Here is a 15,899-nt window from a genome sequence, read left to right as displayed (position 1 = left end):
TCGAAATAGTTCGGTTTTTCTATTTATCGTGTTTTGTTAATTTAGAGATTATTCGGCTTTATGAAGGAACCATTTAGTTATGTCCCAGCCTCTTTCTTTTTTATATTTACAAGATTGGTAGACTTAGATATTATTTGTTCAATTGTGTAGTAATTGTATACTCATGAAAAACTTTGACAACATCCTTTTTAGGAACGCCACTTTTTACATTAATAGAGTGAGGAACAAGTGTAATATTTGTTATTGGTTCCATGTTTTTCTTCTGGAATCGAAGTGTAGAGTTTTCAAGCATTGTTTGAGAAGAAGATTGACCTAACTGATTATTATTCTGGTCGTATAATCTAAATTGGACATCATAATCCATTGTCTTGTCAGGCGCCGGAAACATATGATAATAAAGAATTAATGAAACTGGTGATTGAGTAATTTTTTCAACTACAACTTTCTGTCCGTTCGGTAAAGAAAAAGATTGATTAATCATGGTTTCTGTTGTTTTAGCCGCAATGGCTTTACCTGTGGCAGTGAAATTAAATTCCCAAGGGTCACTAATTTTATCGTTTAATGTGTTAAAAGAAAACTGAATTTCATGTGGCTTAGACAGCTCTATATTTGGAATGCTAATCTGACTATAAATGACAAATGTTTGGTCATCGATTTTATCATTACCTGCTCCTCCTCCAGACTCTACTTCCTTCCCATCTAATTTTATTTCAGGGAAAAGGGGCAGGTAATCTGTGTCTGGAAGGTGCTTATTACCTTGAAGATATTCCGAGTTTGGAACAGGTTTATTGCTATGATAAGTAGTAGTGATGAAAAGTATTCCTTGATCTAACATAACTTCATTTAACGTTAAGGTTCCATATTTATTTTCTTTTGTTTGTCCGATTATATTTTTATACGTTGTATACATATCGTCATTAACACCTGGATGATTCATATATTGTTCAATGAAATTACCTATTATCGGCAATTTAGCAAGTGCATTTGGGCTATTAATGGCTATTGTAACGGCAAGCAAAGCAACACCTACGCCACTTAAAACTGTAATCTTCTTCTTTTTTGATGTTTGAGTTTTCAATTTTGGATGTAGTCGTTTTTTTATACGTGCTAATTCTAAATCGGACAACGGTGTTTCATCATATTGTTCTGTTTGAATTTTTGCTCGATTAAAAAGTTTAAATAATTCACTCATTTTTATAGCCTCCCTGAAATCCATTTTTGTTTTAATGCCCGAAGCTTATGACGTCCACGAGAAAGTCTGTTATGTATAACGGGGACAGACACATTTAACTCTTTTGCAATGTTCTTGGAATTTACATTATCTAAATAATATTTTTTAAATAATAATTGGTCCTCAACAGATAAATGTTGTAAAAGCTCTTCTACGTCTTCTAATTCTGTCCTCTCAGTATTTGTGATAGACTCTTCAAATTCTAATGTTGAAATATAGCGTTCATTATAACGTTGTAATTTTTTTCTTCGATCAAGCGCTTTATATTTTGCTATAATCGCAATCCAATTTTTAAAAGATCCTTTCGCTTCATCGAAAAATTCACCATTCTGCCAAATAGCAAGTAGTGTGTCATCCAAACATTCATCAACTTCCTCTAAGTAAGGAAAGAGATGCTTAGTGATGATGCTTTTTAGTAATCCACCATATTGCTCAATGATGAAATGTAAAGCATGTTCATTGTGATTTTGTAGTTCATAAACGACATTGTCAGCTTGTATGTTCATAACAAACTCCTTTCTAAATTAAGTCGCTTCTCACTCGTTTGATTGATTCAGTGAACAGAAATATTGTTTATCCTAAAGCTGATCCAGGCAAACAGGTGAGGCATCTATGAATTTCATCGTTCACTATTAAATACGATTTTTTTTATTGAAAGCTATCCTGGAATAAAAATCTTTTTAAATTAATTTGATTTTTCGTAAAAGGGGCATTATCTGATGTCCGTTGCTATTACATTTTTTTAAGAAAACGGAGGAGAATAGTGTAAATCTTTTCTCTCTTTTGAAGCATGCATATTAAATATAATGGACCAGTTTTATATGTAAAACGAAAAAAGTCGTCATATTTCTTGTCTTTACATATTATAACGAGAGGATGTTGAATAAAGTGAAACTTCGATCAATGAAAGGGCCCTCATTGTTTGTTGAACCAATCGGACTTTTAAGGGCAGTTGATCTTCCAATAGTATTTTTTGTTTCAAATCTTGTAGGGGAGTCTAACTGCTCGTGTTTATGGCTAGCAAATTTTAAAAATTATTGATAAATGGTTCATTAAGACTTGGAAGGAGCGGAGGAAATGAATAATGAAAACAAAAGAAACCATTTTCTATGTGAAGCGCTCTACGACATAAAAGCACTCCAGGATATGATAAAGGAATTTCATTCTAAATATTTTGGTCAGCTGCTTGTGAAAATAGTGGGAAGTGATACGATTCCCTTTTTTTTAATAACACACAACGGTACTCATTTAAGGTTAATGGATACGGTAAAACAATTTGAAACAGAGTTTTTTCGCATAGAGGCAATTGATAGAGAAAGTTGTCGAGGAACTGTTTCGCTTTTGCGAGCCTATGATTATGAAGGGCATGATACAAATTTAATAGCAGAGGTTGTCCGCTTAGAGCGAACATCCTCAGAAAAATCCATTGAATTAAGTGGTATATCTGCGATTCAGTTATTAAAGCCTGACATGTTAAAAGGGAAATTTATCATTGAGCCCAAATGGTGAAATTTTAACTTCATGCTGCTGCCGCTGCGTTAGCACTACGCTTTCGCACAAAAAACATCTGCTGCTGCCGCTGCGTTAGCACTACGCTTTCGCGCAAAAAACATCTGCCGCTGCCGCTACGTTAACACTGCGCTTTCGCACAAAAAACATCTGTTGCTGCCGCTACGTTAACACTGCGCTTTCGCACAAAAAACATTTGTTGCTGCCGCTACGTTAGCACTACGCTTTCGCACAAAAAACATTTGCTGGCCTAAGCACAAAGCCGATTTCGGACGCAATTATGCCGAGGCATAATTGATATTACTAAAATAACATAATAATTAGAGCATCTGTCTAGGTGCACGTTGTATTCATTGAATTTATTAGAGAGAGAATCCTATGAAGGGAAGAGATTAATGAATGACAATTATCGGAATGTTGCATCATCGTCTAGATCCTAGAACTGTTCTTAAGTCATATGCATTTGCGGCCGTTGCACAAGCAGAAGGGGCTCAATTTTTTTACTTTACACCAAAAAGCGTTGACTTTGATAAACGTTCTATTAGAGGAAAGGTATATGAAAATGGTGATTGGCATGAAAAAATGATGCCCTTTCCAGATGTTATATACAATGCAGGAAGTCCAGAAAAATTATCGGTATCAAAGGACATTATTGAGAAATTGAAAAAGGAAATACCTTTTACAACTCATTCTATAGGGAATAAATGGAATGTTATGAAGCGACTTAAAGAAGCAAAGGAATTTGAAAAGTATTTAATTCCATCTGAGGTTGTGGAAAATGTTGATTTACTCCATAAATTTATGGCTTTTTATAAAAAAGTCGTATTTAAACCGATAGATGGCCGGAAGGGAAAAGGGATTTATTTTATTTCGAAAGTAGGAAGAACTAACTTTGAGGTAAAGAAGGATAGGGAAACTACTGTTTGTTCACAGTCACAGCTAGATGAATTAATTAGAGGGCAACTTTCTACAGGCACATTTATTGTGCAGCCCTATATTCAATCAAAAACAAAATCAGGTCAAATTTATGATTTTCGTCTACATGTTCAAAAAAATGGTGAGGGTGAATGGGTTATAACGACGGTTTATCCGCGAATTGCACCAAATGGCTCGATTATACCGAATATTAACAATGGTGGTTTTACGAATTATTTAGATCCTTTTTTAGAGCAGGAATTTAAAGATGAGGCTTACGATATTCGGCGTATGTTAGAGCATTTTTCCTTGTCACTGGCTCGCCATTTAGATGAAATTCAGATGGAACAATTTGGAGAAGTTATTGATGAAATTGGCATTGATGTAGGCTTAGATGAGCAAAGAAAAATTTGGATGTATGAAGTAAACTGGCGACCAGGTTGCCCTCCTGCTTTTTATTTAGAATTAGATGTGGTCATCAATACTATAAGGTATGCAATGTACCTTGCTAAGAACCAGAAGCAAATTAAAAGGGAAATTAGGCAACATAGGAAAAATAAGGATTCATCCGAAGAAAGGGCTTTAGTAGAAGAACCTTTAGTAGAAGAAGCATTAGCAGTAGAAAAAACTTTACCAGAAGAAAAGAATTTAGCAGAAGAAAAGGCTTTACCGATTATCGCGATTACCGGCAGTGCTGGAAAAACGACATCAAAAGCATTCCTAGCCTCCATTTTATCGGAAAAATGGAATATCTTTGAGTCAAAAGATTATTGGAATACAACAGAGCATACGAAAAAACATAAAGAAGAAATTAATGCTTCGCACGAGGCTGTTGTGCTTGAGTATGGAATGGCTTATCCAGGTATCATAACAAATCACTGTAACATTATCCAACCGAATATTAGTATTATTACAAATATCGGTTTAGCTCATGTGGGTAACTTTGATGGAGATATTAAAGGAGTGGCCAAGGCAAAGTCGGAATTAATACATGGAATGGACCAAAACGGTTTATTAATATTAAATAAGGACGATGATAATTCTAAGTATTTAGAGACACAACAGTTTAAAGGAAAAATCTTAACTGTTGGAATTCATAGAACAGCGGACTATCAAGCTTATGATATTCAATATAAGGACATCGGTATGACCTTTAAAATAAAGCTGCATGGGCAGGAAATTGCAATGTATGTCCCAATTTTAGGAGAACATCATGTTTATAATGCACTAAATGCTGTTGCGGTTGCAGATTTTTTAGGATTTAGTCCAGCAGATATTAAAGCAGGGCTAAATTTCAAAAAACCACCTAGACGATTAACAATTTATAACTGTCGCGATGACATTACACTCATTGACGATACCGTTCACTCTCATCCTCAGGGCGTACGTGCTGCTATTGATGTTCTTACAAATATAGCGAAGAAACGTAAAGTTGCTATTATTGGTCAAATGCGAGAATTAGGGGATTTGAGAGAAGAGGAATACCGTAAAGTGGGCGAATACATTTACGAGCAGGACATAGATTTATTCATCACTTATGGTTTTAGAACGGAGGAAATGGGAGCAGCAGCGAAGGCTATAGGGATGGATCCTTCTAAAATTTATCATTTCCTCAACAAGGATGATTTGCATGCTCTCTTAGAGAAAGTAATAAAACCCCACGATACCATTTTAGTAAAGGGTGCTAGTAAAACAAATATGTTTGACACGGTTAAATTTTTAGATCAAAAATTTCAAGAATAAATAAAATATCCCGAGTAATTGACCTTTCGAAGGAAACAATTATTCGGGATATTTTTTTATAGTTAAATAATGAGAACATTGTTCAGAAGGCATTTTCAATCTAAGATACTTTTAGAACGAACTGTATTTCTTTGGCGGCGTTAATGGCTTTATTTTTAGCTTCAGCTAATGTCGTACCTTCCGCAATTACATATGCATAACGATGTCCCATCGATAATGGAGGAATCAACAATGTCCCTCTTTTCGGCTTCACATATACATCTACAACTCCTGGAGAATTAGTTGCTCTATTTCTTCCAAGGACTTTTTCTAAAATACCTTTACTTTCAACAATGACGTATTTTGTATAGACAAACTTTCTGTGCTTTGGATTGATATCGGGGCGTTCACCTAAAAATAATTTAAGTGTTTCTTCCACTAAATTAAATCCAAAAGCTGCGTGAAGCATAGTATTCATTGCTCCCCCTGAGATTCGTGGATTAATCTCTATAAGCTTCCAGCCATTCTTTGTTAAACGAAGCTCTAAATGCAGAGCACCATTTTCGATGTTAAACGCTTTAACAATAGATTGGAGAACTTCCTCAAGACCAGTTTGAATTTCTTTAGGAGCTTTAACGAGAACACCATAACCAGTAATGATAAAACGTTTACCTTGAGTAATTTCTTGTTCAATAATACCGATAACATGAGCTTGCCGTTTATAGACAAGTGCTTCTACTAAATATTGCGGACCTTCGATATATTCTTCAATCATAATTGTTTCTCGAGGATTTTTGTTTCGTAGATGGCTCAGGTGTTTCTTCAGTTGATCTGAGTCGTTTGCTAACAAAACATCTTTGGAGCCTGTTGATTTTGGAGATTTCACAATAAGTGGAAAGTCTAAGTTATTAGAGACGGGCTCATTTGGCTTGAGAAGATAAAACTTGGGAGAATAAGGCTGATTCTTTAAAAAATTTCTAGTTTTTTCTTTATCCTCCATCATTTCAATAGCTGTTGAAGACGTATAGTTGTCACAAAATTCATCACATAAAATTGAGGCAATATGGACAAAAGGATCGACAAAACTAACAATAGATTTTATTTCCAACCCGGTTTTAGTTAAATTATAAATTTCATCTTTCATGTCTTCTATATTCGAAGTATCAATAAGAATCATTTTATGAATATCTGGGTAGGCTTTTCTCTGCTGTAACTGCTTTTCGTTGTTTGTAAAAAGGACTGTAAAATAACCTAATTTTTCTGCTGCTCTTGTTGCTTCACGACTTGACCCGGATTTGTTAGTGCCGATAAATATAATCGTTTTCAGGTATATCACTCCTTCTATTGTTCGTTAGATACTTAATCAACTATATATATATGCGAAGAAATAGATTTCCTCTAGTTATGTATCTCGCATACATCCAAGCAACTTTTAAGAAGGTACATATACTAGAGTGGAAAGGAGGGGAAAATAATATGAAGCCTCTTACGGTGCAGAATTTAACAGTCATTACTGCAGGCCATTTAGTGCAAGGGTCGGAGGAAGTGTTGATTCAACATGGGGCTTATCGACTGAAGCAAGTGAAAAGACCAAATACCGCCCTTTTTACAAATAAGCGTATTGTCAATTGGAAAGATTATGAGTCACTTTATCCCATAGTGCTTGTAACCGATAGACTATACAGTCAAAATGAATTACCTGAGCAAATAATCATCATTAAAGTAGAAGATACAGATGAGGCCTATTGGAAGTTTGTAAATTTTTATCGCAATCAATTTAAAATCCCTGTCGTAGCCATTACTGGTACTTCTGGTAAATCGACGACAAAGGAAATGATCAAACATATACTTTCTGCTGAAAAAAATGTAGCATCCACGCCACTTAGCAGTAATTCTAGAACTGCTTCTTTGCAATATTTACTGAATATTGATGATCATACCGACGCAGCCGTTTTTGAAACTGCAGTTGGTTCACCGGGGGACATCAAACTTGCAGGGGAATATTTCAAGCCGACTATTGGGATCATTACAAATATAGGAGCACATCATTTAAATTATTGTAAAACTCTAGAGGGGTATATCCAAGCAAAGGGTGAAATGCTGGACATTATTAGTCCTACAGGCTCCTTAATTCTTAATGCTGAAGATATCAATACAAGTAAAATAGACTTATCGAAGTTTCAAGGACGCATTATTAAAGTAGGCAAGCATCAATCCTGTGATTTTCAAGCAAGTCATATTCGCTACCACAAAAATGGTATGCTGTTCAACGTTCATCACAAGAAGAAGCTCTATGAAATCTATGTACCAGGTTATGGCGAGCACCAAGTATATAATGCGCTCACTGCGATTGCAGCTATTTATGAAATGGGTTTGCCGATTTCTTTAGCAGCTGAACAACTGCAATCATTCCGAAAACTGAATAAGCAGCTTCAGGTGTTTAAGGGCATTAATAATTCCATGTTAATAGATGATACTTGGAATATTACGACTACTTCTTTAGAGGCAGGATTAAAGGTTTTGAATGCGCTCGGAGAAGGCAAGAAAACGATTGCCATTATTGGGACGATTACAGATTTAGGGTCTTGGGGATATATTATTCACGAACAAGCGGGAGAATTAATTAGTGAAATTGGGGTCGATGTACTTATTACGATAGGAGAACATGCAAGCATTATGGCGCTTCATGCCATTGAGGCAGGATTGAGTTCACCTGTGTATATTTTTAAAAATAGTACGCGCGTCTATAAATTGTTAGAAGATATTGTAGATGAAAATACGATTCTTTTCATTAAAGGTGATATGTATAGTAAAGAAGTTTCTAAGTTGGCAGATGATTTAAAAATAAAAAAATCATCTGAATAGATTTCACCTAAATAAATGTTATTTTTCATCATTTACTAGAATGAGCATTTCTATAGTCAATTGTTAGAAATGCATAAACTATGATACTCATTTATTCAGAAATATACTTTATAGAAAGGGGGCGTAGTTAACTTGCAACATATAAGTGTGAGCGATATAAGAAAATTATTACAAGGAGAATTATTAAGCGGTTCTGAACACTGGTCTGTTAAACATGCAATTTATTATAACCGACATGAACTGACTCAAAATCATACACTTATGTTTGTTAGTAAAAGTGATACAATCAACTGGCAAGAAATAGATCAAAAGGGGCCATCTCTAGTCATTTCTGATAAATCATTAGAAGAGTTAAAAAATGCGCTGAAGAATACGACCGTTATACGCGTCAAGAGCATTGTGCAGGCCTATTGGGAATTTATGGATTATTACAGAAATCTATTTCAAATACCAGTCGTTGCTTTAACCGGAACATGTGGTAAAACGACAACGAAAGAAATGATTAAACACATAGCTAGTAAGGAATGGAATGTTCAAGCATCTGTCAGCAGTAAAAATGAGCCACGGCAATCCTTACCGTACTTGACGGGGATCGATCAGAAAACAAAAGCAGCTGTCTTTGAATTAGGACTGGGGAATATAGGGAATATTAAACACCAGTGTATGATCTATCAACCTACGATTGGTATTATTACGAACATCGGTGTCCATCATTTAGATGGATGTATAAATCTTGATGGCTATATAAAAGCAAAAGCTGAAATTGTAGAAGGAATAAGAAAAGATGGCACGTTAATCATAAATGGTGATGATGAAAACATTAAAAAGATCCCCCTGAATAAATTTAAAGGAAAGATTATTACCTTTGGCGTCAACGAAACGTCAGATTATCAAGCTACGAATATCCAATTCACAAAAGGCGGGATGAAATTTGTACTAAAAGTGTCAAATAACAAATACAATTTATTTGTTCCAGGATACGGAGAACACCAAGTATATAATGCATTAGCGGCTATAGCTGCCGTAAAGGAAATGGGACTTTCCATTGCTGTCGCAATTTCGCAATTAAAAACGTTCAAAGCGATGGCAAGACACTTAGAAGTTTCTACAGGCATCGGTGAATGTACTATAGTAGACGATACTTGGACAAATAACCCGACTTCTGTTGAAGCAGCACTGAAGGTTTTAGATACGATAGGAAAAGGGAAAAAAGTAATTCTTATTTTAGGTGACATTAAGAGATTAGGAAATTTCGAAGAAAAATATCATCGAGAGATTGGCACAATGGTCGCGAAAAGAAATATTGATACGCTTATTACTATTGGCAAAAGAGCAGAAAATATTGCGAATCAAGCGTTGAAGGATGGCACCAAGGCAGATGTTCATATGTTTAATGATGTTACAGGCGTTTTAGATATACTAAAGCATAAGCTCGATAGTGAAACCATTGTACTTATTAAAGGTCCAATGTCTAGCAAATCTATGATAGACTTTGCGAATCAGTTAAAAAATAAATAATAGAAAAAGGAAGCTTCCTTAAGGAAAGCTTCTTTTTTCTATATACAATATAAAACATGTAATTCTGTTGATTATCTCAAATTTGAAAAATTTGAAATGGTTCTAGTAAACTAACTTAAAAAACACGTTTTGCTGTAATATAATGCTCTTTATAATAGTCAACCATTAGTACTCTTGAAGTAATACCATTAGAGCTTGGAATGATAATACGTTGATCTCCTGCATAGATAGCTACTAGTGAAGGGGTTTTAGAGCCTTTAACACTATTGAAGAACACCAAATCACCCTTTTTTAAATTGGTACGTGAAACCGTTGTACCAACATTCATTTGTTCCTTTAAATTGGTTGTACCAAGTTTAACTCCACTTTTACGATAGATGAAGTCTACATATCCTGGCGCTGTAAAGCGAAGACTTGCTTCATTATTTGTAGAGCTCATAGTTACTTTATTTTTATAATTAAAGGCGTTTTCAACAATTTTATCGCCTTTCGTTGCAGGATTAGCTGAAAGAAGTGTAGGTAATACTCTACGGGCCCCTACATAATTATCTGTATAATATGGTTTGCTATTTAAATCAGAAATCACAATATTTTGCTTTGAATCAGCCATGTGAATCATTTTATTGTTTCCAATATACATTCCTACATGATCAGGATCTGTCCCAGTTTTTTTACTCTTAAAGAATAGTAAATCACCTTTTTGTAATTGATTTCTGTTAACAGATGTTCCTTGTTGTATCATATAATCTTCATTATAAGTCCCAATATCCACACCATTTTTCTCGAAAATGTACATAATAAATGAAGCACAAGAAAACTTATAAGGATATGTAGCCTTGTATTCTGTATTACTATATGTCGCTTTACCAATTAAGCTTTTTCCAGTTTGAATTAGTTGATCCGCTTTCGTATTAACTGCTTGTGCGTTATTCAGGGCATTTGTTGTTGCAGCCTCTACTTCTAAAGGTTGAACAGTTGGTTGTACCATCCCTACTGTGCTAAAACCTATCGTCAATGCTAATGTTGTTGTTAAAAATCGTTTATTCATGTTGTAATTTCCTCCTGAAGGCTATTTGTTAGGATTAATCCTAATTTGGCTTGCCATTGGAATTAATCGTAGCATGAAAAAGTAGGGCTTCTTTGAGGTAAATGTTACCACGGTGGATGGGAATGCGCTGTAAACACCTGATATAAAAGGCTTCATCGCCTTAATTTACAATTTTATTACAAATGTTTCAGTTGGGTGAAGTGTTTGTAGAAACGAAAGGTTATAGGGGCAGTGAAGGACTTTCTAAGCTTTGGAAGGCGGATGTCGATAAAATTCAGAAGTTGGGTGATAAAACGCGAAAGTTAATCGATAAAACTAAAATGTTGGGCGATAAAACGTAAAAGTGTTCCGATAAAATTAAAAAGTTGGATGATATTTTGTTAAAACGTCTGTCATGTGGATGAGTTGATTTGCTGAAGGTTCATACTTTATTTCACAAAATTACAGCATGCCAGTTGAATAGAAATTAACTTCTATTCAACTGTTTTCTAGATATGTAGAGGCCATTTTAAATTTCCTGAATCATCTCAACTCTATTACCGAATGGATCTCTAAATTCAAAACGTTCAAAATGAGGGATAGGAACTGAATCGAAAATTTCTATATGATGTTCGGCTAATGCCTTTTTCCACTGTTCTATATTTTCAACTTGATAGGCAATATGAGCCTTTGTTGTGAATCTATCAAAGCCAACCTCTGTGCCTACATGTACCTCCCTATTGCCGACCTGTAACCAAAATCCACCTCGTCCTTTCAGCGAATCAGGCTTTTCAATTTCTTTTAGTCCTAATACTTGACAATAAAAATGCCTTCCTTTTTCTTCTGCACCTTTTGGAATTGTTATTTGAACGTGATGTAAGCTTATAACCATTTTTTCTCCTCCTTTAATTCTACTCAATACTTACTTCTAGGATATTAATGCCAAATCCTTTAATTTGACGAATGAAAAGTATTTTTTCTCACGAATGAGGCCTTTATAGAAAGGCAAAAATAAAGGAAATAGAACCTCCAATATGATAGATAGAATCGAACAAATTGGAAAATAATTATACTCTTCAGAAAAATATGTGTTATAGTAAAACATAATTAAATATTGTGTAAGAGTTGGTGCCAAATGAAAGTTTGGCTTAAAAGGGAAGTCGGTGCAAATCCGACGCTGTCCCGCAACTGTAAATCGGAGCAAATCACAATTGCCACTAGGAAACTGGGAAGGCTGTGAGGCGTGTTGATGAGAAGCCAGGAGACCTGCCAATATCTAGTACACACCAAATACCTACGTGGAAATAGGTGGTGAGATGTGACCGTATCGGCCCTGTGCGACAATGAATCATGCGATATTTTGAAAGAGTTTCGTATTGTTTCTTTATAGCTAATTTTGATATGCAATGACAGCCATTTTCCAAAAAAAGGAGAGTGGCTTTTTTATTTTTAACTTCTTTCAGCGGGTCCAAATATCCGCTGAAATAGAGGAACTCAGTCTAAGAACGCCACGTCCTGTGGCAATTTATCTGTGCAACATCACGTTGGCCCAAAGCCTCCGGCGGATGTCACGGAATCGGAAAGGAGTTCTTAAAGGATGTTAGCCTAAAAACATCGCATCCATGCGATAACGGCTAACTGACCTGCATCGGTAAAAACGCCACGTCCTGTGGCATTACCGAAATGACCGACATCGTGTCGGCCCTCATGCAGGCCTAAGCACAAAGCCGATTCCGGACGCAATTATGCCGAGGCATAATTGATTGATAGGAGAGATAAACATGGCGTATACAAGTACTACAGTTGGTTATCCGTATATCGGAGAAGATCGTGAATGGAAAAAGGCTTTAGAGGCTTTTTGGAAAAATGAGCTTTCAGAGGATGAATTTTTGCAGAACTTAAAGGATATTCGCCTAGCACGCATAAACAAGCAACTTCGCCTCGGCATAGACATGATAACTGTTGGAGATTTCACACTTTATGACAGAATGTTGGATACGGCAATGATGTTTGGCTTAGTTCCAAAGCGCTTTGAATGGCAGGGTAGCAAAGTGGATTTACAAACATACTATGGGGTAGCTCGCGGTAGTAAAAAAGCCGTAGCTAGTGAAATGACGAAATGGTTTAATACAAACTATCATTATATTGTGCCAGAATATGAGGGACAACCTTTACAATTAACAGAAAATAAAATATTGGCAGACTTTTTAGAGGCTAAGGAAGCGTTTGGTATTAAAGCAAAGCCTACAATAATTGGCCCTTATACATTTTGTAAATTAACAAAAGGCTATGACAAACTATCGCAAATTACATTTATTTTAGCATTACTGCCACTTTATACGCAGGTCTTAAAGGAGCTAGTGGATGCTGGTGCAGAGTGGATTCAATTAGAGGAGCCTGTTCTTGCCACAACACTAGACGAAGCGGAGGTTAAACTTGTTCAAGAAATTTATACACAATTAGCTACATCGGTACCCGAGGCTAAAATTATGCTACAAACATATTTCGAATCATTATCGGCATATGAGTCAATTGTGACACTTCCTGTTCAAGGGATTGGATTAGACTTTGTGCATGGCTATGGCAAAAATATGGAGGCATTACGTCAATTTGGCTTCCCACAAGATAAAGTATTAGCAGTAGGTATTATAAATGGACGAGATATTTGGCGCTCCAATCTAGCAGAGGTTTGCTCAACTATTAAAGCTATTGAACAGCTGAGTGGTGCCAAAGAAATATGGATTCAATCTTCGTGTAATTTACAGCATGTTCCAATTACAACTGCTCTTGAAAGAAAGCTCGATCCAGTTCTTCAAAATGCCCTTTCTTTTGCAGATGAAAAATTAGTTGAAATCATTGAAGTAACAAAATATTTACAAGGCACAGGCAGCTCCTCAAATCACAAAATATCTGAAAGTATGAAGGCGATTGAAGCGTTGAAAAATCACCCAACTCGTCAAAATAGAAGTATTCTACAAGCGATTCAAACAGTGTCAGCACAAGATTTTGAACGCCATAGTGATTTTAAAACACGGCAAAAGATTCAGCAACAAGCCTTACAATTACCGCTGTTCCCAACGACAACAATTGGGAGTTTTCCGCAATCAAACGAAGTCAAACGTATACGAAGTGCATGGCGAAAGCAACAACTTTCTAATGAGGAATATGCAGCGTTTGTCGAACAAGAGACAAAGCGTTGGATTACTATTCAAGAGGAATTAGATATCGACGTTTTTGTACACGGTGAATTTGAGCGCACAGATATGGTTGAATATTTCGGGGAAAAACTTACAGGTTTTGCATTTACGGAGAAAGCATGGGTCGTATCATATGGCTCTCGCTGTGTGAAACCACCGATTATTTACGGTGACGTTGCATGGGAAACACCAATGACAGTCAAAGAAACAGCCTATGCCCAAAGCCAAACGAATCGCTATGTAAAGGGAATGCTAACAGGTCCTGTGACAATTTTAAATTGGTCCTTTGTACGAGATGATATTTCACGGAAGGATGTATCATATCAGATTGCTTTGGCACTTCGAAAAGAGGTGGAAGCACTAGAAGCTGCGGGTATTTCAATTATTCAGGTTGATGAACCAGCATTACGAGAGGGCTTGCCACTTCGTCAAGAAAATTGGGGAGCTTACTTAGAGTGGACAGTGAATGCTTTTAAACTTGCTACATCTAGTGTGAAGGATGAAACACAAATTCATACACATATGTGTTATTGTGAGTTTAATGATTTTATCGAGCCAATTAGTGCATTGGATGCTGATGTTATTTCAATCGAAACGTCACGTAGCCATGGCGAGCTGATTTCTTCTCTGCAAGTCAATCCATATGAAAAAGGGATTGGGCTAGGCGTTTATGACATTCATAGTCCACGTGTACCGAGTGAAGAAGAGATGCTGAGTATTATGCAGGATAGCTTACAGGTTTTATCAAAAAATCAATTTTGGGTGAATCCTGACTGTGGTTTAAAAACAAGGAAGGAATCAGAAACAGTTGCAGCACTGGCGCATATGGTAGCTGCAGCAAAAACACTCCGTCAGCAAATTCAACAATCCATACTTTAAGTAGAAACTTGACTTCTTTTTAGAGGTCAAGTTTTCTTTTTATTCGGCAGAAATTTTTATAGTAAAAGTGAAGTGGCAACTACAGAAGAAATTTAAGCGAAGGTAGCATGGTTGAAAGAGACGATAACGTGGTGGAAGTGATGGATAGACTAGTCAAACAGACGCTTAGATAGTAGAAGTACTCGATTATACCAGATACTATGGTATAATAATAAAAACGGAATAATAAGATAGAGGTACAAATCATAAATTTGATTTGTTTAAAAGGGAAGATCGGCGCAAATCCGACGCTGTCCCGCAACTGTAAATGGGAGCACGTTTCAAAAGACCACTATTACGAATTGTAATGGGAAGGTGAAAGGTGTGATGAACATAAGCCAGGAGACCTGCCTGTATCTAGTACAACCAAAAAACCTACGAGGATAGGGGGTGTTGAGTGTGACTAGAGAAATTCTCCTGCATGCTCATAGTACGATGATTGCTAAAAAGGTAGCTTCTATTTCTAATAGACAGCTTTATTCGCCATGGCAATCACCGTATTATGTCGTGTATTGTCATAGTAGACATCTTTCTGAATAAGGAAAGATGTTTTTTTATGCTAAAATTGAAGGAGTGTTACACATGAATCCACAAGTAATCGAGTATTATGAAAGTCTGTTAAAATTTGAAATCATGGAAACGCAGTATACAAGTACTTCTCAAACATTAAGAGAACTAGTTGAACAGTATGTAGGGCAGGATGCTGTTCATAAAAATGATATTTTAACAGCTTATACGAATGTAATGAAAGAACTAATTGGATAAAGGGAAGACTAAAATTTAGAGGCAACTTAATGTTCACCATTTTACGGGGCATTAAGTTGCCTTTTTAATGGAGATAAACACTTTTGTTTTCTTCTATAACCTAATTATATCAATAGGAATACATATATTTGTCATAAAAAAACCTCTAGGACTTCATACTTATTTCACTTTTTAACTATATAATAATTTTGCGCTTATCTTCATTCAGTAAACACCTACTGAATGAAGATAA

The 15,899-nt window shown here is 35.8% G+C and carries 12 protein-coding genes and 2 riboswitches; of the genes, 7 read left to right on the top strand and 5 right to left on the bottom strand.

Going from position 1 to position 15,899, the window contains the following annotated elements; all coding sequences use genetic code 11:
• Nucleotides 1-130: 130 nt before the first annotated feature.
• Together ACQKOF_RS15740 and ACQKOF_RS15735 are read right to left on the bottom strand one after the other, a co-directional pair.
• Nucleotides 131-1,192, bottom strand: a complete 1,062-nt coding sequence (locus tag ACQKOF_RS15740; protein ID WP_427558851.1) for a DUF4179 domain-containing protein — start codon at nucleotides 1,190-1,192, stop codon at nucleotides 131-133.
• 2 nt (nucleotides 1,193-1,194) lie between these two features.
• The gene (locus ACQKOF_RS15735; RefSeq protein ID WP_427558849.1) at nucleotides 1,195-1,737 is read right to left on the bottom strand and encodes a sigma-70 family RNA polymerase sigma factor; all 543 of its coding nucleotides are present in this window, start codon (nucleotides 1,735-1,737) and stop codon (nucleotides 1,195-1,197) included.
• A gap of 571 nt (nucleotides 1,738-2,308) precedes the next feature.
• On the opposite strand from ACQKOF_RS15735, the gene ACQKOF_RS15730 reads away from it, so the two are divergent.
• Together ACQKOF_RS15730 and ACQKOF_RS15725 are read left to right on the top strand one after the other, a co-directional pair.
• The gene (locus ACQKOF_RS15730; protein WP_370044867.1) at nucleotides 2,309-2,740 is read left to right on the top strand and encodes a hypothetical protein; all 432 of its coding nucleotides are present in this window, start codon (nucleotides 2,309-2,311) and stop codon (nucleotides 2,738-2,740) included.
• Nucleotides 2,741-3,139: 399 nt separating this feature from the next.
• Nucleotides 3,140-5,398: a YheC/YheD family protein gene (locus ACQKOF_RS15725; RefSeq protein ID WP_427558846.1), complete on the top strand. Its 2,259-nt coding sequence runs from the start codon at nucleotides 3,140-3,142 to the stop codon at nucleotides 5,396-5,398.
• Nucleotides 5,399-5,498: 100 nt separating this feature from the next.
• Here the strand turns inward: ACQKOF_RS15725 and ACQKOF_RS15720 are convergent, their stop codons facing one another.
• Nucleotides 5,499-6,704, bottom strand: a complete 1,206-nt coding sequence (locus tag ACQKOF_RS15720) for an ATP-grasp domain-containing protein (protein WP_427558860.1) — start codon at nucleotides 6,702-6,704, stop codon at nucleotides 5,499-5,501.
• A 149-nt stretch (nucleotides 6,705-6,853) separates the two neighbouring features.
• Between ACQKOF_RS15720 and ACQKOF_RS15715 the strand changes: the two genes are divergently transcribed.
• Together ACQKOF_RS15715 and ACQKOF_RS15710 are read left to right on the top strand one after the other, a co-directional pair.
• Nucleotides 6,854-8,242 (top strand): UDP-N-acetylmuramoyl-tripeptide--D-alanyl-D-alanine ligase, encoded by a 1,389-nt coding sequence (locus ACQKOF_RS15715; protein WP_427558844.1) that lies wholly within the window; start codon nucleotides 6,854-6,856, stop codon nucleotides 8,240-8,242.
• 132 nt (nucleotides 8,243-8,374) lie between these two features.
• Nucleotides 8,375-9,760, top strand: coding sequence for a UDP-N-acetylmuramoyl-tripeptide--D-alanyl-D-alanine ligase (locus ACQKOF_RS15710; protein WP_427558841.1), 1,386 nt, complete (start codon nucleotides 8,375-8,377; stop codon nucleotides 9,758-9,760).
• 115 nt (nucleotides 9,761-9,875) lie between these two features.
• Here the strand turns inward: ACQKOF_RS15710 and ACQKOF_RS15705 are convergent, their stop codons facing one another.
• Nucleotides 9,876-10,808 carry a C40 family peptidase gene (locus ACQKOF_RS15705; RefSeq protein ID WP_427558838.1) on the bottom strand — a complete coding sequence of 311 codons (933 nt, stop codon included), beginning with the start codon at nucleotides 10,806-10,808 and terminating at the stop codon, nucleotides 9,876-9,878.
• A gap of 508 nt (nucleotides 10,809-11,316) precedes the next feature.
• Complete coding sequence (locus ACQKOF_RS15700) at nucleotides 11,317-11,679, bottom strand: VOC family protein (protein WP_427558835.1); 363 nt, start codon at nucleotides 11,677-11,679, stop codon at nucleotides 11,317-11,319.
• A 217-nt stretch (nucleotides 11,680-11,896) separates the two neighbouring features.
• A riboswitch (cobalamin riboswitch) is annotated at nucleotides 11,897-12,075 on the top strand.
• Between the two features lie 493 nt (nucleotides 12,076-12,568).
• Between ACQKOF_RS15700 and metE the strand changes: the two genes are divergently transcribed.
• From metE to ACQKOF_RS15685, 3 genes are all read left to right on the top strand, one after another.
• On the top strand, nucleotides 12,569-14,863 hold the full coding sequence (gene metE, locus ACQKOF_RS15695) for a 5-methyltetrahydropteroyltriglutamate--homocysteine S-methyltransferase (protein WP_427558832.1): 2,295 nt from the start codon (nucleotides 12,569-12,571) through the stop codon (nucleotides 14,861-14,863).
• Nucleotides 14,864-15,080: 217 nt separating this feature from the next.
• Nucleotides 15,081-15,271, top strand: a riboswitch (cobalamin riboswitch).
• A 30-nt stretch (nucleotides 15,272-15,301) separates the two neighbouring features.
• Nucleotides 15,302-15,442, top strand: a complete 141-nt coding sequence (locus ACQKOF_RS15690; protein ID WP_427558830.1) for a hypothetical protein — start codon at nucleotides 15,302-15,304, stop codon at nucleotides 15,440-15,442.
• 42 nt (nucleotides 15,443-15,484) lie between these two features.
• Nucleotides 15,485-15,667, top strand: a complete 183-nt coding sequence (locus ACQKOF_RS15685) for a hypothetical protein (RefSeq protein WP_427558827.1) — start codon at nucleotides 15,485-15,487, stop codon at nucleotides 15,665-15,667.
• Nucleotides 15,668-15,899 lie beyond the last annotated feature (232 nt).

The organism is Lysinibacillus sp. NPDC093190 (assembly GCF_050280425.1).
In the GTDB taxonomy this organism is placed as follows: Bacteria; Bacillota; Bacilli; order Bacillales_A; family Planococcaceae; genus Lysinibacillus.
The sequence above is the reverse complement of the archived record's forward strand: the minus strand, read 5'-3'. Positions and strand labels throughout refer to the sequence as shown.

Bases quoted from the DNA above. Each gene is read 5' to 3' on its own strand.
- ACQKOF_RS15705 (WP_427558838.1), bottom strand. From the start codon at position 10,808: ATGAATAAACGATTTTTAACAACAACATTAGCATTGACGATAGGTTTT.
- ACQKOF_RS15715 (WP_427558844.1), top strand. From the start codon at position 6,854: ATGAAGCCTCTTACGGTGCAGAATTTAACAGTCATTACTGCAGGCCAT.
- ACQKOF_RS15740 (WP_427558851.1), bottom strand. From the start codon at position 1,192: ATGAGTGAATTATTTAAACTTTTTAATCGAGCAAAAATTCAAACAGAA.
- ACQKOF_RS15730 (WP_370044867.1), top strand. From the start codon at position 2,309: ATGAATAATGAAAACAAAAGAAACCATTTTCTATGTGAAGCGCTCTAC.
- ACQKOF_RS15735 (WP_427558849.1), bottom strand. From the start codon at position 1,737: ATGAACATACAAGCTGACAATGTCGTTTATGAACTACAAAATCACAAT.
- ACQKOF_RS15725 (WP_427558846.1), top strand. From the start codon at position 3,140: ATGACAATTATCGGAATGTTGCATCATCGTCTAGATCCTAGAACTGTT.
- ACQKOF_RS15685 (WP_427558827.1), top strand. From the start codon at position 15,485: ATGAATCCACAAGTAATCGAGTATTATGAAAGTCTGTTAAAATTTGAA.
- metE (WP_427558832.1), top strand. From the start codon at position 12,569: ATGGCGTATACAAGTACTACAGTTGGTTATCCGTATATCGGAGAAGAT.
- ACQKOF_RS15700 (WP_427558835.1), bottom strand. From the start codon at position 11,679: ATGGTTATAAGCTTACATCACGTTCAAATAACAATTCCAAAAGGTGCA.